The sequence below is a fragment of the Thioalkalivibrio sp. ALJT genome (assembly GCF_000381825.1).
Lineage (GTDB): Bacteria > Pseudomonadota > Gammaproteobacteria > Ectothiorhodospirales > Ectothiorhodospiraceae > Thioalkalivibrio.
On record NZ_KB907128.1, the window covers coordinates 67,336 to 89,140 of the forward strand.

23 protein-coding genes are annotated in these 21,805 nt (G+C 66.4%); 17 read left to right on the forward strand and 6 right to left on the reverse strand.

The window, feature by feature from the left end; genetic code table 11:
* Nucleotides 1-120 precede the first annotated feature (120 nt).
* From G332_RS0109675 to G332_RS0109695, 5 genes are all read right to left on the reverse strand, one after another.
* Nucleotides 121-612: a DsrE family protein gene (locus G332_RS0109675; protein WP_019626796.1), complete on the reverse strand. Its 492-nt coding sequence runs from the start codon at nucleotides 610-612 to the stop codon at nucleotides 121-123.
* Between the two features lie 271 nt (nucleotides 613-883).
* Nucleotides 884-1,147 carry a hypothetical protein gene (locus G332_RS0109680; RefSeq protein ID WP_019626797.1) on the reverse strand — a complete coding sequence of 88 codons (264 nt, stop codon included), beginning with the start codon at nucleotides 1,145-1,147 and terminating at the stop codon, nucleotides 884-886.
* Nucleotides 1,148-1,162: 15 nt separating this feature from the next.
* The gene (locus G332_RS0109685; protein WP_019626798.1) at nucleotides 1,163-2,569 is read right to left on the reverse strand and encodes a deoxyribodipyrimidine photo-lyase; all 1,407 of its coding nucleotides are present in this window, start codon (nucleotides 2,567-2,569) and stop codon (nucleotides 1,163-1,165) included.
* On the reverse strand, nucleotides 2,569-4,110 hold the full coding sequence (locus tag G332_RS0109690; protein ID WP_019626799.1) for a cryptochrome/photolyase family protein: 1,542 nt from the start codon (nucleotides 4,108-4,110) through the stop codon (nucleotides 2,569-2,571). The genes G332_RS0109685 and G332_RS0109690 overlap by 1 nt, the downstream gene beginning before the upstream one ends.
* Before the next feature lie 160 nt (nucleotides 4,111-4,270).
* Nucleotides 4,271-5,266: a MerR family transcriptional regulator gene (locus tag G332_RS0109695; protein ID WP_019626800.1), complete on the reverse strand. Its 996-nt coding sequence runs from the start codon at nucleotides 5,264-5,266 to the stop codon at nucleotides 4,271-4,273.
* A 135-nt stretch (nucleotides 5,267-5,401) separates the two neighbouring features.
* Between G332_RS0109695 and G332_RS0109700 the strand changes: the two genes are divergently transcribed.
* Genes G332_RS0109700 through G332_RS0109710 form a run of 3 tightly spaced genes read left to right on the forward strand, consistent with a single transcriptional unit; the run spans nucleotide 5,402 to nucleotide 9,333 of the window.
* A complete protein-coding gene (locus G332_RS0109700; RefSeq protein WP_019626801.1) occupies nucleotides 5,402-7,297 on the forward strand; it encodes a thioredoxin domain-containing protein in 1,896 nt (631 codons plus the stop codon).
* 57 nt (nucleotides 7,298-7,354) lie between these two features.
* Nucleotides 7,355-8,011 carry a thiopurine S-methyltransferase gene (locus G332_RS0109705; RefSeq protein WP_019626802.1) on the forward strand — a complete coding sequence of 219 codons (657 nt, stop codon included), beginning with the start codon at nucleotides 7,355-7,357 and terminating at the stop codon, nucleotides 8,009-8,011.
* Nucleotides 8,008-9,333, forward strand: a complete 1,326-nt coding sequence (locus G332_RS0109710; RefSeq protein WP_026340764.1) for a DUF3422 family protein — start codon at nucleotides 8,008-8,010, stop codon at nucleotides 9,331-9,333. The genes G332_RS0109705 and G332_RS0109710 overlap by 4 nt, the downstream gene beginning before the upstream one ends.
* A 75-nt stretch (nucleotides 9,334-9,408) precedes the next feature.
* On the opposite strand, the gene G332_RS0109715 is transcribed toward G332_RS0109710, so the two are convergent.
* A complete protein-coding gene (locus tag G332_RS0109715; protein ID WP_019626804.1) occupies nucleotides 9,409-10,218 on the reverse strand; it encodes an inositol monophosphatase family protein in 810 nt (269 codons plus the stop codon).
* Between the two features lie 163 nt (nucleotides 10,219-10,381).
* On the opposite strand from G332_RS0109715, the gene G332_RS0109720 reads away from it, so the two are divergent.
* The 14 genes from G332_RS0109720 to G332_RS0109785 all read left to right on the forward strand — a co-directional run bounded on the left by G332_RS0109720 (nucleotide 10,382) and on the right by G332_RS0109785 (nucleotide 21,773).
* Nucleotides 10,382-11,116, forward strand: coding sequence for an RNA methyltransferase (locus tag G332_RS0109720; protein WP_019626805.1), 735 nt, complete (start codon nucleotides 10,382-10,384; stop codon nucleotides 11,114-11,116).
* Between the two features lie 56 nt (nucleotides 11,117-11,172).
* A complete protein-coding gene (gene cysE, locus G332_RS0109725; protein WP_196800060.1) occupies nucleotides 11,173-11,997 on the forward strand; it encodes a serine O-acetyltransferase in 825 nt (274 codons plus the stop codon).
* Nucleotides 11,998-12,055: 58 nt separating this feature from the next.
* A complete protein-coding gene (locus tag G332_RS0109730) occupies nucleotides 12,056-12,568 on the forward strand; it encodes an Rrf2 family transcriptional regulator (protein WP_019626807.1) in 513 nt (170 codons plus the stop codon).
* A gap of 6 nt (nucleotides 12,569-12,574) precedes the next feature.
* Nucleotides 12,575-13,798 carry an IscS subfamily cysteine desulfurase gene (locus tag G332_RS0109735; protein ID WP_019626808.1) on the forward strand — a complete coding sequence of 408 codons (1,224 nt, stop codon included), beginning with the start codon at nucleotides 12,575-12,577 and terminating at the stop codon, nucleotides 13,796-13,798.
* A 54-nt stretch (nucleotides 13,799-13,852) separates the two neighbouring features.
* Nucleotides 13,853-14,263 carry a Fe-S cluster assembly scaffold IscU gene (gene iscU, locus G332_RS0109740; protein ID WP_019626809.1) on the forward strand — a complete coding sequence of 137 codons (411 nt, stop codon included), beginning with the start codon at nucleotides 13,853-13,855 and terminating at the stop codon, nucleotides 14,261-14,263.
* 7 nt (nucleotides 14,264-14,270) lie between these two features.
* The gene (gene iscA, locus G332_RS0109745) at nucleotides 14,271-14,594 is read left to right on the forward strand and encodes an iron-sulfur cluster assembly protein IscA (protein WP_019626810.1); all 324 of its coding nucleotides are present in this window, start codon (nucleotides 14,271-14,273) and stop codon (nucleotides 14,592-14,594) included.
* 109 nt (nucleotides 14,595-14,703) lie between these two features.
* Nucleotides 14,704-15,231 carry a Fe-S protein assembly co-chaperone HscB gene (hscB, locus tag G332_RS0109750; RefSeq protein WP_019626811.1) on the forward strand — a complete coding sequence of 176 codons (528 nt, stop codon included), beginning with the start codon at nucleotides 14,704-14,706 and terminating at the stop codon, nucleotides 15,229-15,231.
* Between the two features lie 36 nt (nucleotides 15,232-15,267).
* Nucleotides 15,268-17,151, forward strand: coding sequence for a Fe-S protein assembly chaperone HscA (hscA, locus tag G332_RS0109755; RefSeq protein ID WP_019626812.1), 1,884 nt, complete (start codon nucleotides 15,268-15,270; stop codon nucleotides 17,149-17,151).
* A 4-nt stretch (nucleotides 17,152-17,155) separates the two neighbouring features.
* Entirely contained in the window at nucleotides 17,156-17,494 is a 339-nt protein-coding gene (fdx, locus tag G332_RS0109760; protein ID WP_019626813.1) for an ISC system 2Fe-2S type ferredoxin, read from the forward strand.
* 10 nt (nucleotides 17,495-17,504) lie between these two features.
* A complete protein-coding gene (gene iscX, locus G332_RS0109765; RefSeq protein WP_019626814.1) occupies nucleotides 17,505-17,708 on the forward strand; it encodes a Fe-S cluster assembly protein IscX in 204 nt (67 codons plus the stop codon).
* Nucleotides 17,709-18,120: 412 nt separating this feature from the next.
* Entirely contained in the window at nucleotides 18,121-18,552 is a 432-nt protein-coding gene (gene ndk / locus G332_RS0109770) for a nucleoside-diphosphate kinase (protein ID WP_019626815.1), read from the forward strand.
* Between the two features lie 172 nt (nucleotides 18,553-18,724).
* Nucleotides 18,725-19,858, forward strand: a complete 1,134-nt coding sequence (locus G332_RS0109775; RefSeq protein WP_019626816.1) for a bifunctional tRNA (adenosine(37)-C2)-methyltransferase TrmG/ribosomal RNA large subunit methyltransferase RlmN — start codon at nucleotides 18,725-18,727, stop codon at nucleotides 19,856-19,858.
* Nucleotides 19,855-20,625 (forward strand): type IV pilus biogenesis/stability protein PilW, encoded by a 771-nt coding sequence (pilW, locus tag G332_RS0109780; protein WP_019626817.1) that lies wholly within the window; start codon nucleotides 19,855-19,857, stop codon nucleotides 20,623-20,625. Before G332_RS0109775 ends, pilW begins: the two co-directional genes overlap by 4 nt.
* Nucleotides 20,622-21,773, forward strand: a complete 1,152-nt coding sequence (locus G332_RS0109785; RefSeq protein WP_019626818.1) for a helix-turn-helix domain-containing protein — start codon at nucleotides 20,622-20,624, stop codon at nucleotides 21,771-21,773. Before pilW ends, G332_RS0109785 begins: the two co-directional genes overlap by 4 nt.
* Nucleotides 21,774-21,805 lie beyond the last annotated feature (32 nt).

The following is a 21,805-nucleotide window of genomic DNA, read 5'->3' on the forward strand; positions in this document are numbered from 1 at the left end:
GTCGCCATGTGCCGTCAGCTGCCGCGGGGCAGTCCGGTCGCGCGGGGTGGCACCCGGTATCGTTCCGGCCGCTACCACGAATTGATTTGCCGCAATTGTATCGAGATTCCGTAGGCGGGGTTAATCGATCCGAATGGTGGTGTAGCCCTGATTCTCGTAGCCCATGATGGACAGGAAGGTGTTGCCTACAAGGTACACCCCGGGGATCAGGTCATCCTGGCTCAGGTCGAAGCGGCGCGTGGCGATCTGGCAGGCCTCCATATGGATGCCCTCCAGTTCCATCAGCGCCTGCAGGCGTTCGTGGATATGCCGTGCAGCTGAAACGTCCTCGATCTCCAGGTGATCGGTGTCGTGGGCAATCAGGGCGGCGGCCCCGCCGCGAAAGGCAAACACCATGTCCGGTTCCAGGCCCTGGCGCTGCATGTCTTGGTAGGTCTCGTGGATCACGCTGAGGCGCGGGATCAGGCGTTCCGGTTCGCCGATGGTGATGTCCCACAGGATGCGGCCGTTGTCCATGCCGGCGATGGCGCGCTGGTCGTCGGGCTTTTCGGCCAGGGCAAGTCCCGGCAGCAGGAGGGCACAGTACAACAGGGAGGCAAGCAGGTTTTTCATGGCGTTGGTCCCCCGGGGGCGGTCTTTGGTTCTGCTTTGAGAGTAGCAGGAGGGGATGCACTGCGCCGGGACGGGGGGCGCCGTCGCAGGCCATTGTCGGGAGGGTTGGTCGCGTCCCGGGGAAACGTTGAACAGGGGAACGCTGAATAAAGTCATCCTGGAGGGGCGGTCGGATGCGGGACGGCTCACCTGCCCCGCGCGCGCCGCTGGCCCGAATTCGATCGGCGGCACGTCCTTGTGCCGCGGGAAACGTCGGGCAATCCGTGTTTCCTCAGTGGCCGTGATACCCCTTGTGCAGGTATTCGACGCCGTCGAGGCTTTGCACTTCGATCTCGCGAACCGGGGTGTAGCGGGAGGCACCGGGCTGGACGATCTCTTCGGTCAGACGGATGCGGAACGGGGCCTCGCAGTTCAACAGCTGACCGACATAGCGCTTGCCCTCGTGGTTGACCCGTACCGGCGAGGTGGTCTCGTAGCGGCTGAAGTTGTAGCTGACGTCCTTGGGGTACTGCAGGTTCTGTTCGGAAAAGGTCATGGTCGGCCTCGGTTTTTACGTGTTTTTGATGGCGTTGAAGGCCTCAAGAGCCGCTTGGCGGCTGGTCTTCAGGTCCACGATGGGCGCCGGGTAGTCGCGTGCGCCTCCGGCGCCTGGCGCGTGAATATACCGCGTTTCGGTGTTCTTGAGGGCGGGCAGGAAGCGGCGCACGAAATGGCCTTCCGGGTCGTACTGCTCGCCCTGGCGCTGCGGGTTGAAGACGCGGAAATAGGGTGCGGCATCGGCGCCGCAGCCGCCGGCCCACTGCCAGCCGAGGGTGTTGGCGGCCAGGTCGGCGTCGACCAGGGTGTCCCAGAACCAGCGTGCGCCGTGGTGCCAGTGCAGGCGCAGGTTCTTGGTCAGGAAGGAGCCCACCACCATGCGCAGGCGATTGTGCATCCAGCCTGTTTCCCACAGTTGCGCCATGGCCGCGTCGACCACCGGTACCCCGGTGCGCCCGCGTTGCCAGGCGACGAGGTCGGTCCCGGACTCGCGCCACGGGAAGGCCTCGAAGCGCGGGTTCAGGGGGCGTTCCGGTGTGTGCGGAAAGTGGTAGAGCACATGATGGGCGAAGTCGCGCCAGCCGAGTTCGCGCACAAAGGCCTCCCCGCCCCCGTGTTCCGTATCCAGCCCCGTCTGGCGCAGGGCGCGCAGGATCTGGCGGGGCGAGATCTCGCCGAAATGCAGATGCGGTGACAGCCTCGAGGTCCCGTCCTGATCCGGCCGGTCCCGAGTCCCGGCGTAATCCCGGGCGGTGCGGTCGAGGAAGTCCTGCAGGCGCGCGAGCGCCGCGGCCTCGCCGGGGTTCCAGGCGGCGCGCAGGCCGCCGGCCCAGTCGATGCCGGGCAGGAGCTGCAGTTGCTCGAGGGCGAGCGAGTCCGGTCGGCGTGCGGGTGGCTCCAGTGCGCCCGGTGCGGGCAGCGGGTCGTGGTCGATGCCGCGCTGGCGGCAGGCCTTCCAGAACGGCGAGAACACCCGGTAGGGCTGTCCCTGCCCGGTCGCGACCGCCCAGGGTTCAAGCAAAAGCGCGGCATTGAAGCTGCGCACCTCGAGGCCGTCGGTGCGCAGTGCGGCCTTGATGCCCTGGTCGCGCAGCACGCAGGCGGGGTCGTAAAGCCGATTCCAGTACACCGCGTCGGCACCAGTCTCCGCGACCAGGGTGCGCAGGGTGTCCAGGCTGGGGCCGGCGCGCAGGATCAGCGGGCTGCCGGCCTGCTCGAGTTCGGCGGCCAGCGCCTGCAGGCTGTGATGCAGCCACCAGTTGGAGGCGGCGCCCGGCTGCCAGGGCGCCTCTTCTTCCGGTGCATGGATGAATACCGGGATCACCGTTTCGCCGCGGGCGGCCGCCGCGTGCAGCGCGGGCTGGTCGGCCAGGCGCAGGTCGCGTCGCAGCCAGACCAGGGTGGGGCCAGGGGTGGTCATCAGATGCGGTCTCCTGCTGCCAGGGTCTTGCGCAGCGCGCCCGCGCGCTCGCGGATCGCCAGCAGACGTTCGGGGGCCATCTTTTCCAGGTGTTTCCATTGCAGCGCGGTTCGCGGGTGGCGGGCGAAGCGGTCACGGTGGCGCGCGAGGAAGTCCCAGTACAGGGTGGTGAACGGGCAGGCCTTTTCGCCCACGGCCGCGCCCGGATCGAACGCGCAGTGCTGGCAGTAGTTGCTCATGCGCTGGATATAACGGCCACTGGCGACATAGGGCTTGGAGGCCATGCGGCCGCCGTCGGCGTATTGCGACATGCCGATCACGTTGGGCAGTTCCACCCATTCCACGGCGTCCACGTAGATGCCGAGATACCAGGCGTGGATGGCCTCGGGGCGCACGCCAAGGAGCTGGGCAAACAGTCCGGTCACCATCAGTCGCTGGATGTGGTGCGCGTAGCCCAGCCGCAGGGTCTGACCCACGGCCTGGTGCAGGCACTGCATGGAGGTGTTGGCGTCCCAGTACAGGGCAGGCAGGGGTTCGCCCGCATCGAGGGTATTCCACTCGTGCCAGTCGGTGCCGAAGTGGTAGTACAGCCCGCGCACGTACTCGCGCCAGCCAAGGATCTGGCGGATGAATCCCTCGGTCGCGGCCAGCGGTGCATCGCCGTCACGCCAGGCCTGTTCCGCAGCCGTAATGACCTCCCGCGGGTGGATCAGGTGCAGATTCAGCGCGGCACTCAGGCGGGCATGGTAGAGCCATGGCTGATCGGTCCACATCGCGTCCTGGTAGGTGCCGAAATGCGGCAGGCGCTGGGTGATGAAGTCGTCCAGGGCCGCACGCGCCTGTTGTGGGGTGACCGGCCAGTCAAAGGCGGCATCCTCACCTGGCAGGTCCGGGAGGTGATGCCGGATGTCCTGCTGGCATTCGCGGGTGATGGCGTCGGGTGGGAAGCGCAGGGGTTCCGGCAGCAGGCCCGGGCCCTGGCGCCCGAAGTGGCTGCGGTTGTTGGCGTCGAAATTCCATTGTCCCCCGGCCGGCTCGTCGCCTTCCATCAGGATGTCGAGGCGCAGGCGCTGTTCGCGGTAGAAGTACTCCATGCGCAGTTGCCTGCGGCCCCGGGCCCAATTCGAGAAGGTGGCGAGCGGTACTAGGAAATGCGGGTCCTCGTGGATCCGGAGTGGTGTGGCCGCGGTGTGGCAGGCGGTCTCCAGCAGGCTCCGGACGCGGTGTTCCCCCGGTTGCAACACCTGGACCTGGCGTGGTTGCAGGCGTTCGAGGTCGGCCTGCAGCGCAGTGTCCAGGGTTGACTCGGGGTGTTGCCCCAGCCGCCGGTAGTGGACCGTCAGACCGCCTTCCTGACGTTCATGGGCAAAGTGCCGCATCGCGGCCAGGAAGAGGGTGGTGCGGGCCATGTGCGAGGCTACGTGCCGTGACTCGGCGGCGACTTCGGCCATCCAGAGGGCGTCCTGTTGCGGGTCAAGCTGCGCGAGGATGGGATGCTGCGGATCGAGCTGATCTCCGAGCACCACCAGCAGGGTGCGCAACCGGGCGCCCGGGCGTGACGATGCAGGAGGGATCACGAGGCTGGACGGGGCGACATCAGTTGAGCGCAACGCAGGCTCAGGAACATGTCTGCGGCTTGGTGGCCTTCATTGTGTGCCAGGAGCCTGTCGGATTGGGGACGGATCGGCTGCGCGTACGCGATCATGGGCCCGCGTTTCCCTGTGGCGTGAGCCGTTGTGTCAGGTGCCGGGCGGCCTCCAGCGGAGGTCGCGGCAGGACCTCGACCTCGCGTCCATGCGCCATCTGTGCCAGTTCCGGTGCGGCAGAGCCGGCGAGGAAGCAGGGCGGCCCGGACTGCTTCAGGATGGACTCGATACGCGGCAGTTCGGGGCTGCGTTTCAGCTGCGACGAGGCATGGATGATCACGGCCGGGGCGCCCAGACGCCGGACCAGGATCTCCAGCCCCTCCGGACTCATCGCATCGAACAGGGGTTTGGTCTTCAGCCCCTTACGCGCGCAGGCCAGTTGCAGGAGCAGTCCGCCGACCTGCTGGTGGCCTCCGCCAAGTACGAGAAAGGGGCAGGACGGGCCTTCGCAGGCACGCAGCGCAGTCCGCAGCTGGTCGGCGAGCGATGCGGTGGCCCAGGCGGCGAAGATGGCGAGGTGGACTTCGCCTTCGGCGCTTTGTCGGGATGCCTCGCGCAGATGGTGGTAGACCTCGAGAAACGCGCTGGCATGGACCCCCTTCCAGCCGAAACGCATTACCAGGCGGGAGTAGCTGCGGTCCAGTTCGGTGACGTTCAGGCCGGTGACCGCCCGATAAAGGGTTTCCACGATCGGGTCAGTCGTATGGGGTGGCACGCCCGGGCCGGGGGTTTCCCGGCTTGGGGACGCGACCGTATCCTCTTGTGTGGCGGGTGTGGGTTCATCGTTGAGTACGCGGTGAACCTGCGAGACCGGAATTCCCTGATCCAGTAATTCCAGGATGCGCTTGATGCGGGCGATGTCCCCGGCGCTGTAAAGGCGGTGACCCTTGGGGGTGCGCATCGGACGCACAAGCCCGTAACGACGCTCCCAGGCGCGCAAAGTCACGTCGGTGACGCCGGTCTCTGCACAGACATGCCGAATCGGGTAGAGCCCGTCCTGATCCTGCGAGTCGGTATGGGTCGTGCTGGTCATGGGATAATTGTACAACATCTATACAAACTTTGTGCACGACAGCGGATCGGGCCCGCGGCCTGCGAGGCATGCCCGTCCGAGGATGAACCTTCGCGCTGCTGGCGTCGACCAAACATCACAGTGACCCTTTCCAATCTGGTGCAAGGAGCCGGTATGCCGACACGAACCGAAACCCCTGGCCCCGCGGCTGCGCTGCTCGCTGTCTTGCTGAGCGGCCTGCTGGGTCTGTCTGTTGAAGTCCGGGCCAATCCGGAGATGGCCGACAGCATTTCGCCCTACCTGCGTCTGCATGTGGACGACCCGGTACAGTGGCGCGCGTGGGACCCGGCCCTGCTGGAGAAGGCGCGCGAGCAGGGGCGTCCTCTGCTGATCTCGAGCGGCTACTATTCCTGCTTCTACTGCCATGTGATGCAGGAAGAGAGCTTCCGCGACGAAGGGATTGCACGGCGTCTGAACGAGCATTTCATCCCAGTGAAGATCGATCGCGAGGTGGATGGTGCGCTGGATGCCTACCTGCTGGAGTTTCAGCGGGCGACGGCGGGCAGTGCCGGCTGGCCGCTGAATGTGGTGGTGACCCCGAACGGGCATGGCCTGACCGGCGTGGTCTACGTCCCGCGCGATGGTTTCGCCGAGTTCCTGGACCGCATTGCCGAACGCCTCGACGCCGATTACGACGCCTTGCTGGACCTGGCCCGGCGGGGCAGTGAAGAACTCTCGCAGCGGCTGCGTGAAGGCGAGGCGCCCCTGTCCGCAGGGCGGGCCGGGCGGTTGTCCGAGGTCCTCTGGAGCCGTCTGGAACGCGAGGCGGATGACCTCGGCGGCGGCTTCGGGCAGTCCGTCAAGTTCCCGCATTCGCCCTGGCTGCGGGCCATGCTCGAGGCCGAACAGGCGGGGACGGCGCCGGGCTGGGTCGCCGAGTTCCTGGAGATCACTCTGGATGAGATGGCGGGGGCGGGACTGCGGGATGTCCTCGGCGGCGGGTTCTTCCGCTACTCCGAATCGCCCGACTGGAACGAGCCTCATTTCGAGGTGATGCTGGAGGATCAGGCCCAGTTATCCTGGATCTATCTGCAGGCGGGGGCGCACTATGGCCGCGATGACTGGGTCGCGCTGGGTCTGGAGAACCTCGACTTTGTAAAGCGCGACATGGCCTTGCGCGAGGACGACATGGGGGCTTCGGCCAGGCCTGCAACGGATGGCTTCCGCGGCTACGCGTCCAGCCTGTCGGCGGTCGATGAGCAGGGTCGTGAGGGTGGAGCCTATCTGTGGCCGACGGATGACCTGGAGGCGGCGCTGGCCGATCACCCCAACCCGGAGCTGGTGCGCGCCCGGTTTGGCATGGAGGGGCGTTCGGTGTTCGAGCTGGGGTACCTTCCGCGCAGCGGGGCAGGGGTTGCCGCCCTGGCCGAACGCTTCGATGTGCCGGAGGACCGCGTGCGCGCACAGGTCGAGGCCGGTCGTAATGCCCTGATCCGGGCGCGCGAGGCGCGCGGGTTGCCGCGAGACGAGAAGGTCCTGACAGGAGCACATGGCCTGCTGCTGTCGGCCCTGTCGCTGGCGGCAGACCACGATGCGCGCTTCAAGGATGCCGGGGTAAGAGTGCGCGACTGGCTGCTCGAGGTGAGTGCCGACCCGGATCGCCTGCCGGCGCTGATGGGGTTGCCGGAAGATCAGGCGGGGGTGGCCACGCTCAATGACTATGCCTACGTCGCCCGGGGCCTGTATGACTGGGAACGCCGGCAGGGGGGGCGGGACTACGCGCGGCCAAGGGCACTGCTGGAAGCCGCCTGGGGGCGTCTGCGTGACGCGGATGGCTTTCGGGCAGAGCCGGAGCCGACGCTGCCGGGGATGATCTCCCAGCGCTTCCACCCGGCGGTACACCGGCCGTCGCCGACGACCCTGATCCTGCGGCTGAGCGATGAGCTGCAGGGAGAGAGCGAGGCGCTGACCACGGCCTTTGGCGGGTATGATCGACGTCCGGGACGGGCGCTGGAAAGCGAGCCGCTGCATCATGCACGACTGATCCTGTGGCTGGAGGGGCGCGACTGATTCGGACCCGGTGCCCCGCAGGAGTGGCCATGGCCGGAAAATCAGGAGACAAAACACATGGACGAACGTTTCTGGTGCGAGCGCTGGGAGAACAACCAGATCGGGTTTCATGAAGGGAGAGTGAATGCCCACCTGGAGGCCTGGTGGCCAGGGCTCGGGCTGGCACCGTCGGCGCGGGTGTTCGTGCCATTGTGTGGCAAGGCGGTGGATTTGTTGTGGCTGCGTGCCCGCGGTCATGAGGTGCTGGGCGTAGAGATCTCGGACATCGCCGTGGGCGATTTTTTTCGCGAGAATCGGCTCGATGCCACGGTCACACCCGGTGCGTGCGGTGAACGCTGGGAGGCGGACGGCCTGGTGATTCTGCGCGGCGATTTCTTCGACCTCGGGCCGGAAGATGTCGGTGACTGCGCGGGGGTGTTCGACCGCGCCTCGCTGATTGCCCTGCCGCCGGCTTTGCGTCGCGATTATGCCGCCCACCTGAAGGCGATCCTGCCGCCGGCGGCCGAGACGCTGCTGGTGACCCTGGATTACCCGCCGGGGGAAATGAACGGACCGCCCTTCGCCGTCACCGAGGCGGAGGTGCAGGATCTTTACGATGATCGTTGGTCGATCCGCCGTCTGTGGCAGCAGGACGTGCTCGCGGAGCATGGCCGCTTTCGCGAGCGCGGCGTGACCCGGCTGCTGGAAACCGTCTACAGGCTGAGTCCGCGATGAAGGAAAATCCGCTAATGCCGCCGAGCCACCCGCTGCGGGAGGTCATTCACGATGAAGTCCATGCGCGTTTCTACGAGCCGCTGGACGCACCGGCCCGTGCCTCCTGGCTGGCCCTGCTGTCCCCGCGCGAGGCGATCGAGCGCGAGCGCGAGCTGGTGGTGGAACTGTGCCGCCGCCATGGCAGGGAGGCGCCGCCGCCGGAGGAGAACTTCTTCGCCTGCGATCTGGGACCGTTCCGCCTGCGCTGGGAGCGCCACAACGAGTTTTCCACCTGGGCGTTCTTTGTGAACGACGGGCCATTCCGCGACCCGTTTGCCGACCCGCCGATCAACCAGGCGCCGCTGGACTGGCTGGGCAAGCTGCCGGGGGAGACCATCGCCGCGATTCATCTCGCGCTGGAATCACGAGACATGCCGGAGCGCTCGCTGGAGGAAATCGAGGCGTTGTTCGCCCCGCATCCGTTCGTGGGGAACGCCGTGTCCGGCGGCGATGGCCTGGTGTGGACGGATTTCCGTGTCCACGACGACGGCTTTTCGCGTTTCCTGATGCGCGAAGTCGATCTCACCCGGCGTCAGGCCGGGCGTCTGGCGCAGCGTCTGTTCGAGCTGGAGACCTACCGGTTGCTGGCGTTGCTGGCGGTACCGCTGGTACGCGAGCTGATGCCGGAGCTCAACGAGCTGGAGACGCGGCTGAACGACATCAACGATGAAATGGCGGGCATTACCGAGCAGTTCGCGGCATCGGAGCGGGAACAGCAATTGCTGGCGGCGCTTTCCGATCTGGCGGCCGATGTCGAACGCCTGAGCAGTTATTCCGGCACCCGGTTCCACGCCTCGCGCGCCTATGCCTCGCTGGTGGACAAGCGATCCGGAGATTTGCGGCCGGTGCGCATCCCGGGGCTGCAGACCCTGTGCGAATACCTCGGTCGGCGCCTGGACCCGGCCATGCGCACCTGCGAGTCACAGGCCGAACGCCTGGAAGCCCTTTCGACCCGCATCCACCGTACCGGCTCGCTGCTGCGCACCCGCGTGGACGTGGCGCTGGAACAGCAGAACCGTGACCTGCTCAGCTCGATGAACCGACGCGCCGACCTGCAGCTGCGTCTGCAGCAGACGGTGGAAGGGCTTTCGGTGGTGGTGATCAGCTACTACCTGACCAGTCTGGTGGCGTATCTGCTGCGCGGCGTGGATGAGGCGGTCGGGTTGCCGCTGCCAGTGAACATTGCCATCGGGATGGCCGTGCCGGTGGTGGTCGGCGGGGTGTGGTACGCGCTCAGGCGGATGCGCGCGCGGATCGAACGCAAGGCCGAACACACGGACTGAGATCGGGGGTTCAGGCTCCCCGCCAGCGATGTTGGGAGGCGAGGCAGGGCGCCTGGTGGCGGGGCGCGGTGTCCCTCAGGCGCTGTCGGACGCGCGCTCCCTCTCGGCCAGATGCAGGCGCTGGAGCATGGCCTTCAGGATCTTTGGATTGGCAGCGACGACGTCGCCACGTCGCATCACCTCCGGGTTGCCGGACCAGTCAGAGACGACGCCCCCGGCTTCCTGGACCAGCAACAGGCCGGCCGCGATGTCCCAGGGCTGCAGGCCCATCTCCCAGAAACCGTCGAAGCGGCCACAGGCCACCCAGGCCAGATCCAGCGCGGCCGAACCGGGGCGGCGCACGCCGGCGGTGCCGGGTACCAGGTGGCGCAGGCTGCTCAGATAGCGTTCCAGGTCCTGTCCCTCGCGGAACGGGATGCCGGTGCCGAGCAGGGCGCCTCGCAGGTCCTTGCGTTCCGATACCCGGATGCGGCGACTGTTGAGGAACGCGCCAGCGCCACGGGTTGCGGTGAACAGCTCTTCCTTCAGCGGGTCGTAGACCACCGCCTGTTCCAGTCGGCCCTTGTGTTTCAGGGCGATGGAGACGGCGTACTGCGGGATCTCGCGCAGATAATTGGTGGTGCCGTCCAGCGGATCGATGATCCAAACATAGTCATGATCGGTACCGCTTTGCTCGCCACCTTCCTCGGCCATAATGGCGTGGTCGGGGTAGGCCCGGCGCAGGGTCTGGACAATGGTCTGCTCCGCGGCCAGGTCGATATCCGACACCCAGTCGTTGCGGGCCTTTTCGCGGGTGTTCATGCGATCCGGCCGACCCCAGGCGCGGGTGGTGATGCGTCCGGCCTCGCGGGCCGCCGATACCGCCGTGTTCAGCATGGGATGCATGGGGTGTCTCCTGGTGTCCTGGGGGTGCCCGGCGGCGCGTGTCTCCGCCCGCGGGAAGGCCGCGAACAATACACAAGCAGCTCTTTTTTGGGAAGTCGCGGCCACGTCCGTGTACAATCCCGCCGCATTTTGCGGCGCGCGCTGGCGGGATAGCGAGGACAGGATGGAACAACGTTTGGCACATCTGCGGGTGGTCCTGGTGGGGACCACCCATCCCGGCAATATCGGTTCCGCCGCACGGGCGATGAAGGCGATGGGCGTGACCGATCTGGTGCTGGTAGCGCCGGAAAAGTTTCCGCATGCCGATGCCACGGCGCTGGCGTCGGGCGCCGATGATTTGCTGGGTGGCGCGCGTGTCGTCGACGACCTGGCGGCGGCCTTGGCCGATTGTGTCTGGGTGGTGGGCACCAGTGCCCGCCTGCGCACCCACTCGGTGCCGGTGCTGGGGCCCGATGTGGCCGCGGAGCAGGCCCTGACGCATGCGGCCGCGGGCCCGGTCGCGCTGGTTTTCGGTCGCGAACACAGCGGTCTGACCAATCACGAGCTGGACCACTGCAACGCCTTCGTGCAGATCCCGACGGTCCAGCACTTTTCCTCGCTCAACCTCGCGGGCAGCGTGCAGGTCATGACCTACGCCTTGCGCATGGCCGCGCTCGGTGCAATGCCGCAACAGGCTCCGGCGCAAGAGGAGCTGCGCGACCCCCCGGCCACTCAGGTGGAACTGGAGGGGTTGTTCGCGCACTTCGAGCAGGCCCTCACCACGATCGAGGTGCTCGACCCCGAGAATCCGCGCCACCTGATGCGCCGGTTGCGTCACCTGTATCTGCGCGCCGGCCTCAGCACCAGCGAGGTCCGCATGCTGCGCGGTATATTGACGCACACGGAACGGGGCCGCTGAGGTTGCGTGCGCGGCGCGTGATAACCTAGTGCAATACTCAGGATTGGGGCCGCAGGATGTTTGAAAGAATGCGCGAGGATGTTCGTTGCGTGTTTGCCCGGGACCCGGCGGCACGCAATGCCTTCGAGGTGCTCACGGCGTACCCCGGACTGCATGCGCTGTGGTATCACCGCATCGCTCACTGGCTGTGGACGCATCGCATGCGCTGGCTGGGGCGGGTTGTGGGCAACGTTGGCCGCTGGCTGACCGGTATCGAAATCCATCCCGGTGCCACCATCGGCAGACGTTTCTTTATCGACCACGGCATGGGCGTCGTGATCGGCGAGACCGCCGAGGTGGGCGACGATTGCACGATTTATCACCAGGTCACCCTCGGCGGAACCACCTGGGAGGGGGGCAAGCGCCATCCGACCCTGGGCAACGAGGTCGTGATCGGGGCCGGGGCGAAGCTGCTGGGGCCGATCCACATCGGAAATCACGCCCGTATCGGTTCCAATGCCGTCGTGCTGAAAGACGTCCCGGCCGACGCCACGGCGGTGGGTATCCCGGCACGGGTGATCGGGCCGCGTCCGGAGCCCGACCCGCGTTTTCAGCAGATGGCCGACCGCATGGGGTTCGATGCCTACGGTCTGTCGCGTGACATGCCGGACCCGGTCGCGAATGCGATCCATCGCATCGTGCAACGGGTACATGACCTGGACGAGCGCATGGAGCTCGCCTGCCAGGCGTTGAAGCGCGCCGGCATCGATCCCGGCGATGCCCTGGGGGATGACGTATCCGGCCCGCTGGAGGCCTGCGATCTGGAGGGACTGGAACCGGACGAGTGCGACGTCCCGGCGGCGAATGCACAACAAGGACGTAAACAGCAGGGGAATACTTGATCGTTTTTGTCAGGTATTGCTAAGCTTGCCTGCAAATGAACGACAAGTGCACTCAACCATGAAGCTGACGACCAAAGGCCGCTACGCCGTGACCGCGATGCTGGACGTGGCGATGCATACCCGTAACGGGCCGGTTTCCCTGGCTGAAGTGGCGCGGCGACAAAAACTGTCGTTGTCCTATCTCGAACAGCTTTTTTCGAGGCTGCGCCGCAAGGGGCTGGTCAAGAGCAGTCGCGGTCCGGGCGGGGGCTATGCCCTCAGCGGTGATCCCGACGGCATCAGCGTCGCCGACATCATCGTGGCGGTGGACGAACCCGTGGACGTGACCCGCTGCGGTGGCAAGGCCAACTGCAATTCGGACTCGCGCTGCCTGACGCACGACCTCTGGGCCGATCTGAGCGATCAGGTCTACGACTTCCTCAGCACCCGTTCCCTGGCGGATGTGCTGCAGCGTCACCAGGAACAAGTTGAAAAAGACGGTGTGCAGGAGGTCGTGTTGCACGGCGCCTCCCTGCAGGCCGCGACCGAACAAAGCCATGTGCCCGCGAAGGCGGCCGCCGAAAGGAGCTGAGACGCAATGAGTGACCTTAAACTGCCCATCTACCTGGACTACTCCGCGACCACGCCGGTGGACGAGCGTGTGGCCGAGAAGATGACGGCCTGCCTGACCAAGGATGGCCTGTTTGGCAACCCCGCCTCGCGCAGCCACAGCTTCGGCTGGGATGCGGAAAAGGCTGTCGAGAACGCCCGCGAGCAGGTGGCCGCGGCGGTGGGTGCCGACCCCAAGGAGATCGTGTGGACCTCCGGGGCGACCGAATCCGACAACCTGGCGATCAAGGGTGCGGCGCACTTCTACCAGCGCAAGGGCAAGCACATCATCACGGTCAAGACCGAGCACAAGGCCGTCCTGGATACGGCACGCCAGCTCGAGCGCGAGGGTTACGAGGTGACCTATCTGGGCGTGAAGGATAACGGCCTGGTAGACCTGCAGGAACTCCGGGATGCGATGCGTGATGACACCATCGTGGTCTCCGTGATGCACGTGAACAACGAGATCGGCGTGATCCAGGATATCGAGGCGATCGGCAACCTCTGCCGCGAGCGCGGGATCGTGTTTCACGTCGACGCGGCGCAGTCGGTGGGCAAGGTCGCGATCGACCTGTCCCGCCTGCCGGTAGACTTGATGAGCTTCTCCGCGCACAAGGCCTACGGGCCCAAGGGTATTGGTGCCCTGTACGTGCGCCGCAAGCCGCGGGTGCGCATCGAGTCCCAGATGCACGGCGGGGGGCACGAGCGCGGCATGCGCTCCGGCACCCTGGCACCCCACCAGATTGTCGGCATGGGCGAGGCCTTCCGCATCGCCAGTGCCGAGATGGGGGCCGAACTCGAGCGCATTCGTATGCTGCGTGACCGCCTGTGGTCCGGCCTTGACGGCATGGAAGAGGTCTACCTGAACGGTGACGCCGAGCAGCGGGTCGCCCACAACCTGAATGTCTCTTTCAACTTCGTCGAGGGCGAGAGCCTGATCATGGCACTGCGCGACATCGCGGTGTCCTCCGGCTCGGCCTGTACCTCGGCGAGCCTGGAGCCGTCTTACGTGCTGCGTGCCCTGGGGCGCGACGATGAACTGGCACACAGCTCGATCCGCTTCTCCATCGGTCGCTACACCACCGTGGAAGAGATCGACCATACAGTCGAGATCGTGCGTGCCGCGGTCGCCAAGCTGCGCGAACTCTCCCCGCTCTGGGAGATGTACCAGGACGGCATCGATCTGAGCACCGTCGAGTGGGCGGCCCACTAGGCCGCCGGCTCGATATCACGAACCCAACGCGTACTACGCAACAGGAGAACGGTCATGGCTTACAGTGACAAGGTTCTGGACCACTACGAAAATCCGCGCAACGTCGGCAGCTTCGACAAGAACGACGACACGGTTGGCACCGGCATGGTCGGCGCACCCGCCTGCGGCGACGTGATGAAGCTGCAGATCAAGGTCAACGACGACGGCATCATCGAGGACGCCAAGTTCAAGACCTACGGCTGCGGCTCGGCCATCGCCTCCAGTTCGCTGCTCACCGAATGGGTGCGCGGCAAGACGCTGGAAGAGGCGAGCCAGATCAAGAACACCCAGATCGCCGAAGAACTGGCCTTGCCGCCGGTGAAGATCCACTGCTCCGTGCTGGCCGAGGACGCCATCAAGGCGGCGGTGTCCAACTACCAGGAGCGCCACGGCCAGGCCGCGGAAGCCGAGAAGAAATCTGCCTGAGGGCCCTATGGCGATTACAGTGACCGAACCCGCGGCCGAGCGCATCCACAACTTCCTCGAAAAAAGAGGCAAGGGTGTGGGCGTCCGGCTGGGCGTCAGGACGACCGGCTGCTCCGGCATGGCCTACGTGGTGGAGTTCGCCGACGATATCGAGGACACCGATACGGTGTTCGAGGATCGAGGCGTGAAGCTGGTCGTGAACCCGAAGTCCCTCGTGTACCTGGATGGCACCGAGCTGGACTTCGGCAAGGAAGGCCTGAACGAGGGGTTCAAGTTCAACAACCCGAACGAGAAGGCTCGGTGCGGCTGCGGTGAAAGCTTTAATATCTGACTGAGCCTCCCAACACGGGGTGGTGCATGGCGGTTGCCCGGGGGTGTGTCCCCGGCCGGTGGCTGTCGTACCACCCCTTTTCTTTTGCAAGCCCGTTGCAAGGGACCCAATGAACGACCCATTCGAGCAGTTTGACCTGCCGGTGGCCTTCGAGGTCGACCGGCAAAGGCTGGACGAGCGCTTTCGTCGTTTGCAGGCGGAACTGCACCCGGACCGCTTCGTGCGCCAGGGCGACCAGGCGCGACGCATGGCGGCGGCGGTGGCGGCCGATGTGAACGAGGCCTATGCGATCCTGGGCGACGATTACCGCCGGGCGGTGCACTTGCTGGAGCGGACCGGGGTGACCTTTGACCCCGAACGCGATACCAGTCAGGACATCGAATTCATCGAGGCCCAGATCGAATGGCGCGAACGCCTGGAGGAGACCGCGGCGAGCAGCGATGCGGCCGGACTGGAAGCGGTGGCGACCGAGCTGGCGCAGGCCCGCGCCGAGGCACGGGCGAAGGTCGCGGACGCCCTGAAGGAGCCGGGGACCCCGGCGGCCGATGCCAAGGACCGGGTGCTGGAACTGCGCTTCTTCGACCGCCTGCTGGAAGAAACGAAACGAACCCGACAGAACCTGGCGCGCGGCAAGTAGCCCCCGCCGCGCCCGTGTGAAGGAGCCGAATACCCGATGGCGTTATTGCAGATCACCGAACCCGGAGTTGAGTCCGCGCCGCACCAGCGCCATCTCGCGGCCGGGATCGATCTCGGCACGACCCACTCGCTGGTCGCGACCGTGCGTAGCGGCGAGGCGGACACGCTGCCCGACGAACAGGGTCGGCATATCCTGCCGTCGGTGGTGCACTATGCCGCGGATACGGTGAGCGTGGGTCATGCCGCCGCCGAGCATGCCGCGGATGACCCGCACAACACCATCGCCTCGGTGAAACGGCTGATCGGGCGCGGCGCGGCGGATGTCGCCACGCTGTCGGGCGAGCTGCCGTTCCGTCTCAAGACTGGCGCTTCCAGCGTGCCACGCATCGAGACGGCGGGCGGCGACAAGACCGCAGTCGAGGTGTCCGCGGAGATCCTGCATACCCTGCGCCAGCGTGCCGAGGCGACTCTGGGCGACGAACTCGAAGGTGTCGTGATCACCGTCCCCGCGTACTTCGACGATGCCCAGCGCCAGGCCACGCGGGACGCCGCACAGCTGGCCGGCCTGAACGTTTTTCGCCTGATCAGCGAGCCGACCGCGGCGGCGGTCGCCTACGGGCTCGATCAGGGCGAGGAGAACACCATCGCCGTCTATGACCTGGGCGGCGGTACCTTCGATATCTCCATTCTGCAGCTGCGCCGTGGGGTGTTCGAGGTGCTGGCGACCGGCGGTGATTCCGCCCTGGGCGGCGACGACATTGACCGCGCCATCGCCGACTGGCTGCTGAACCAGGCCGGCATGGCCGGAGAGACCGATCCGCAGCGCCTGCGTCGCGTGCTGCTGGCCGCCCGCCAGGCCAAGGAGGCCCTGACCGATGCCGCGCGTACCCCGGTCGAGGTCGGGCGCGCCGACGGCTCCGCCTGGTCCGGCGAGCTGGATCGCGACACCCTGGTGGAGCTGGCGCGGCCGCTGCTGGAGCGGACCATGGCCGCCTGCCGGCAGGTGCTGGAGGATGCCGGGCTGGAGCCCGGCGCCATCGACGAGGTGGTGCTGGTCGGTGGTTCCACCCGCATGCCGGCGGTGCGCGAGGCGGTGGAGGGCTTCTTCGGCCGCACCCCGCACGCCGGTATCGACCCGGACCGCGTGGTCGCGATCGGGGCCGCGCAGCAGGCGGACATCCTGGCCGGCAACAAGCCGGATACCGAACTGGTGCTGCTGGACGTGATCCCGCTGTCGCTGGGGCTGGAGACGATGGGTGGACTGGTCGAGTTCATCGTCCCGCGCAACACCACCATTCCGGTCACGCGGGCGCAGGAATTCACCACCTTCAAGGACGGCCAGACCGCGATGTCGCTGCACGTGGTGCAGGGCGAACGCGACGTGGTGGATGCCAACCGCTCGCTGGCGCAGTTCACGTTGTCCGGCATCCCGCCGATGGTCGCCGGGGCCGCGCGTATCCGTGTGACCTTCCAGGTGGACGCCGACGGCCTGTTGAACGTAACGGCGCGCGAGCAGACCCAGGGCGTGGAGGCGCATATCGAGGTCAAGCCGAGCTATGGCCTGACCGATTCCGAGATCGAGCAGATGCTGCGCGATTCTGCCTCCTCGGCACGCGAGGACATGGAGGCGCGGCGCCTGCGCGAGGAGCAGGTCGAGGCGGACCGCGTGCTCGAGGCACTGGATGCCGCGCTGGCGACGGACGGCGATCGCTACCTCGAGGCCGACGAGCGCCAGACCATCGAACAGGCGCGCGATGCGCTGCGCGCCGAACGCGAGAAGGGTGTCGATCCCGACGCCATCGAGGCCGCGCGCAAGCGCGTGGAACAGGCCTCCGAGGCCTTTGTCGCGCGGCGCATGAATGACAGCATCCGGCGCGCGCTCGCCGGACACAACGTTAGCGAATACGACGCAGGGAACTGACGACATGCCCCAGGTAATCTTTCTGCCCCATGAAGAAATCTGCCCGGAGGGGGCCTCCATCGAGGCCGAGCCGGGTATCAGCATCTGCGATCTCGCCTTGAAGAACGGGATCGAGATCGAGCACGCCTGCGAGAAGTCCTGTGCCTGCACCACCTGCCACGTCTATGTGCGGGAGGGGCTGGACAGCCTGGAGGAGGCCACCGAAGACGAAGAGGACATGCTGGACAAGGCCTGGGGCCTGGAACCGGACTCCCGACTCTCCTGTCAGGCGCTGGTGGCCGAAACCGACCTGGTCGTCGAGCTGCCGAAGTACACCATCAATCAGGTCTCCGAGAACCACTGAGGGCACGGCTATGAAGTGGACCGATACCCAGGAAATCGCGATTCAGCTGGCGGACGAACACCCCGATGTCGACCCGCGCAACATCAACTTCGTGGACCTGCGGCAATGGGTGATGAACCTGCCGGAATTCGACGATGACCCCAACCGCTCCGGCGAACGCATCCTCGAGGCGATCCAGGCCGCCTGGATGGACGAGGCCGACATCGACGACTGACCGGGTGCCGCCCCGGCAGTCCGGGGCGTTTGTTCATCACAAGGCCCACGAAAGCGGGAAGCAAGTCAAAAGCGGTCACCAGGAAGACCGGAAGCTTCCGGATGCAGGCCTTAGTGCCATGCCCGGAGGGGCGGGCGCGCCGTGTCGTCCATCGACTTGCAGGCGCACCAAAAACCAAAGCCTGCCGATCTTCCCGTTTTCCTGTGCGCCCTTGAACTTCGTTCGCGGGCGGCGTGGTGGAAGCGCGGTTTGCGGCGGCCAATTGCCGCGGCGGCGGCGGACCGCTAGACTACGCGCCGCACGTTGTGTCCGCGTCGTTTTGCGTTGGGAACCCGCCGTCCGGCGGGTTCTCGCGTTTGTGGCGGGACCTGACCATCGCCTTATTCAACCCAAGTAGCAGGAGAGCCGTCCCATGGCCGTAGAACGCACCCTTTCCATCATCAAGCCCGATGCCGTTGCCAAGAACGCCATCGGCGACATCATCGGTCGCTTCGAGAAGGCGGGCCTGAAGGTCGTCGGCGCGCGCATGATGCACCTGAGCCGCGAGCAGGCCGAAGGCTTCTACGACGTGCACAAGGAGCGTCCGTTCTTCAATGATCTGGTGGAATTCATGATCTCCGGCCCGGTGCTGGTTCAGGTCCTGGAAGGCGAAGATGCCATAGCCCGGAACCGCGACATCATGGGTGCGACAAACCCGAAGGAAGCGGCCCCGGGCACCATCCGCGCCGATTTCGCAGTGTCCATCGACGAGAATGCCGTCCACGGTTCCGATGCCCCGGAAACCGCCGAGCGCGAGATCGCCTTCTTCTTCGGCGATGACGGCGTCTGCCCGCGCACCCGGTAATCCGCCCGGATCTTGTCTGTATGCACTGCGGACCCGGTGACCGGTTTGCCGGGTCCGTAGGCAGGCATCCCTTCCGCGCAGTACACTAGGAAAACACTGAAACGCGACGTGTACGCGAGCCTGTACATTTCTCAGTGTTTCCCTAGCGGGCTTCAGTCAATCGGTCCCTGTCATGGCACACGTATCCTCCTTCCCTCCGAATCTTCTGGGTTACAGCCACCAACAGCTCGTCGAGCTGCTGGCCGAGTGGGGTGAGCCGCGTTTCCGGGCCACCCAGCTGGTGAAATGGATTCACCAGCGCGGGGTGATCGACTTCGATCAGATGACTGACATGTCGCGCAAGCTGCGCGAACGCCTGGCGCGTGAGACCGAGATTCGGGTGCCGGAGATTGGCCTGGAAAAGGCCTCCGCTGACGGTACCGTCAAGTGGGTGCTGCGTCTGCCGGATGGTAATGCCATCGAGACCGTATTCATCCCCGAGGGCGGTCGTGGCACGCTGTGCATCTCCTCCCAGGTGGGTTGCGCCCTGGACTGCACCTTCTGTTCGACCGCCCAGCAGGGATTCAACCGCAACCTGACCAGTGCCGAGATTATCGGCCAGGTGTGGCTGGCGATGCAGCGCCTGCCGGCCCCGGAGGGGCGCAAGCGGGCGGTCAGCAATGTGGTCCTGATGGGGATGGGCGAGCCGCTGGCGAACTTCGATGCGGTGGTGACGGCCTGCCAGTTGATGACCGACGATAATGCCTATGGCCTCAGTCGACGCCGGGTGACCCTGTCCACCTCCGGGCTGGTGCCGGCCCTGGACCGACTCAGCGAGCACACCGATGTGGCACTGGCTGTCAGCCTGCACGCGCCCAACGATGCCCTGCGGGACCGCCTGGTGCCGATCAACCGCAAGTATCCGATCGCCGAATTGCTGGCGAGCTGTCGCCGTTATGTCGAGGCCACGGAGGCCCACAGCGGTGTAACCTTCGAGTACGTGTTGCTGGCGGGCATTAATGACCAGCCGGAGCATGCGAACGAGCTGGCGGGCCTGCTGCGGGGCATCCCGGGCAAGATCAACCTGATACCGTTCAATCCGTTCCCGGGGGCGCCGTTCGACCGCCCGCGGGAAGAGGATGTCCTGGTGTTCGAGCGGCGTCTGCAAAAAGCCGGGTATGTGACGACCGTACGCCGTACCCGGGGTGACGACATCGATGCCGCCTGCGGGCAGCTGGTGGGACAGGTCGAGGATCGCACCAACCGTGGCATGCGCATGTTCCGGCTGCATGCGGAACTGCCCCGGACGGATCGGAGCGTTCTGTGACGGCGCAGACGGGATATCGGGGGGCCGGGGTGCTGGCCCTGGCGCTGCTGGTGGGCGGGTGCACCGCCACTGCCGAGCGGCCGGTTACGGGCGAGCGTGCGGAGGCCGCCGAGGTCTATGCCGAGCTGGGCCTTGGCTACCTGCGTGAGGGAGAGTTCGAACAGGCCGAGCGGAACCTGGATCGAGCGCTCGACTACGCGCCGGAGGATGCACTGGCGAATATCGGCATGGCAGCCGTCATGGAACGCAAGGGTGACACTGCAGCCGCGGAGGGTCACTACCGGCGTGCGCTGCAAAGCGATCCGGATAACCCCTTTGCCCAGACCAACCTGGGGGCGTTGCTGTGCGGTCGCGGCGACTTTGAAGAGGCGCAGACGCTGTTCGCCAGGGCGCTGGACAACCCGGATTATGAGCGCCGTGACATCGCCTATATGAACTCCGGGGTCTGTCATTTTGATGCGGGCGACCGTGATGAGGCAGAGCGCCAGTTGCGGCGCGCCCTGGAGTTGAATCCGCAATATCCGCGGGCCTTGCTGGAGATGGCCCGCCTGACCTACGAGGATGGACGTCCGATGCAAACCCGCGCTTTCCTTCAGCGCCTGGACGGGCAGGGTGTGCAGAACGCCGAAACGCTGCTGCTTTGCTACCAGGCGGAGATGGACCTTGGCAACCGCCGTTCGGCCAGCGCCTGTGCCGATCAGCTCAACCGCCAGTTCCCGGACAGTCCGGAACTGGATGAACTGCGTCGTCTGGAGCGTAAAGAGTGACGGACCCAAGGGACAAGGAACCGGGCCTGGGCCGGGTCGATGCCGTCGATGATTCCGTTGGTTCGATGGATCCCCTGCGTGCGGGAGCCGCAGATCCCGATCCCGACCCGGGTCCGGCGTTGTCGGCCGCCACCGGCCTGACCAGCCGAGACCAGCCCCCGCAATACGTGGTTGATCAGAGCGATGAAGAGCCGGGCGCAGGCCTGCGTCGGGCGCGCGAGGCAGCCGGGCTCGACACCGCCACGATGGCGCGGCGCATCCATCTCGGCCGCGGCATCCTGGAAGACCTCGAGGCGAACCGGTTCCAGCACATGCCACCGGCGTATGTCCGGGGCTATCTGCGTTCCTGCGCGAACGAACTCGGTGTGGACGCGGGGCCCTGGATCGCGGCCTTCGAACAACACGGGATGATGGACCCCGAACTGCGCGCGGTCGCGACGCCATCGGGGCGCGGGCGCCAGCGTCGCCTCGGGCGCGGGATTTACGGACCCGCCATTTTGCTGGCGCTGGTGCTGCTCGGTCTCGGTGTGTACGCGTGGACGGAGCGCAGTGATCGCGCGGACCTGCCCGCATTGAGCGAGGATGACGCCACCCCCGCGGCCCCGCACACCGAACCCGGGCGTGAGGACGCGGCGGTCGCGGCCGTGCCCGACGTCGACGAGGCCGAAGGGCCGGAAGCGGTTGCCGAACCGGCGGTCGAGCAGCCCGAGGTGCCCGCTCGCCAGGAAGAAGAGGCCGTCGGGGCCGATGCAGTACCCGAGGATCCGGTTGTGACCCCCGAGGCACTGGCCGAGCCGGTAACGCCACGCCCGCAGCCCGAGGCGGCAGAGCCGGCCGGGGTCGCGCCGGAACCGCTGGAGGCGCCGAGCCCGGCGCTGGCCAGCGTCCCGGCGCAGACCGACCCCGAAGCGGCTCTGGTGCTCGAGATCAGCGAGACCTCCTGGGTGGAGGTGCGCGATGCCGCGGACGCGGTCATCCTGACCGGCGTGCTGAGTCCGGGTGATCGCGAGGAACTGCGCGTGGAACTGCCGGCCCGGGTCGTGCTGGGCAATGCGGCCGGGGTCTCGCTGAGCGTGGACGGCGAGGACTTCGATTTCGCGCAGCATATTCGGGGCGACCGTACCGCCCGCTTTGATCTGGAGCCCTGAGCTGCGCCGGCTCGTGAATCACGCAATGAACC

What these genes read in the sequence shown, in the direction of transcription:
- fdx (WP_019626813.1), top strand. Translation starts at nt 17,156, where the DNA reads ATGCCCCAGGTAATCTTTCTGCCCCATGAAGAAATCTGCCCGGAGGGG.
- ndk (WP_019626815.1), top strand. Translation starts at nt 18,121, where the DNA reads ATGGCCGTAGAACGCACCCTTTCCATCATCAAGCCCGATGCCGTTGCC.
- hscB (WP_019626811.1), top strand. Translation starts at nt 14,704, where the DNA reads ATGAACGACCCATTCGAGCAGTTTGACCTGCCGGTGGCCTTCGAGGTC.
- G332_RS0109710 (WP_026340764.1), top strand. Translation starts at nt 8,008, where the DNA reads ATGAAGGAAAATCCGCTAATGCCGCCGAGCCACCCGCTGCGGGAGGTC.
- cysE (WP_196800060.1), top strand. Translation starts at nt 11,173, where the DNA reads ATGTTTGAAAGAATGCGCGAGGATGTTCGTTGCGTGTTTGCCCGGGAC.
- G332_RS0109700 (WP_019626801.1), top strand. Translation starts at nt 5,402, where the DNA reads ATGCCGACACGAACCGAAACCCCTGGCCCCGCGGCTGCGCTGCTCGCT.
- G332_RS0109685 (WP_019626798.1), bottom strand. Translation starts at nt 2,569, where the DNA reads ATGACCACCCCTGGCCCCACCCTGGTCTGGCTGCGACGCGACCTGCGC.
- G332_RS0109730 (WP_019626807.1), top strand. Translation starts at nt 12,056, where the DNA reads ATGAAGCTGACGACCAAAGGCCGCTACGCCGTGACCGCGATGCTGGAC.
- G332_RS0109705 (WP_019626802.1), top strand. Translation starts at nt 7,355, where the DNA reads ATGGACGAACGTTTCTGGTGCGAGCGCTGGGAGAACAACCAGATCGGG.
- G332_RS0109720 (WP_019626805.1), top strand. Translation starts at nt 10,382, where the DNA reads ATGGAACAACGTTTGGCACATCTGCGGGTGGTCCTGGTGGGGACCACC.
- G332_RS0109715 (WP_019626804.1), bottom strand. Translation starts at nt 10,218, where the DNA reads ATGCATCCCATGCTGAACACGGCGGTATCGGCGGCCCGCGAGGCCGGA.
- iscU (WP_019626809.1), top strand. Translation starts at nt 13,853, where the DNA reads ATGGCTTACAGTGACAAGGTTCTGGACCACTACGAAAATCCGCGCAAC.
- iscA (WP_019626810.1), top strand. Translation starts at nt 14,271, where the DNA reads ATGGCGATTACAGTGACCGAACCCGCGGCCGAGCGCATCCACAACTTC.
- G332_RS0109695 (WP_019626800.1), bottom strand. Translation starts at nt 5,266, where the DNA reads ATGTTGTACAATTATCCCATGACCAGCACGACCCATACCGACTCGCAG.
- hscA (WP_019626812.1), top strand. Translation starts at nt 15,268, where the DNA reads ATGGCGTTATTGCAGATCACCGAACCCGGAGTTGAGTCCGCGCCGCAC.
- G332_RS0109735 (WP_019626808.1), top strand. Translation starts at nt 12,575, where the DNA reads ATGAGTGACCTTAAACTGCCCATCTACCTGGACTACTCCGCGACCACG.
- G332_RS0109675 (WP_019626796.1), bottom strand. Translation starts at nt 612, where the DNA reads ATGAAAAACCTGCTTGCCTCCCTGTTGTACTGTGCCCTCCTGCTGCCG.
- G332_RS0109680 (WP_019626797.1), bottom strand. Translation starts at nt 1,147, where the DNA reads ATGACCTTTTCCGAACAGAACCTGCAGTACCCCAAGGACGTCAGCTAC.
- G332_RS0109775 (WP_019626816.1), top strand. Translation starts at nt 18,725, where the DNA reads ATGGCACACGTATCCTCCTTCCCTCCGAATCTTCTGGGTTACAGCCAC.
- iscX (WP_019626814.1), top strand. Translation starts at nt 17,505, where the DNA reads ATGAAGTGGACCGATACCCAGGAAATCGCGATTCAGCTGGCGGACGAA.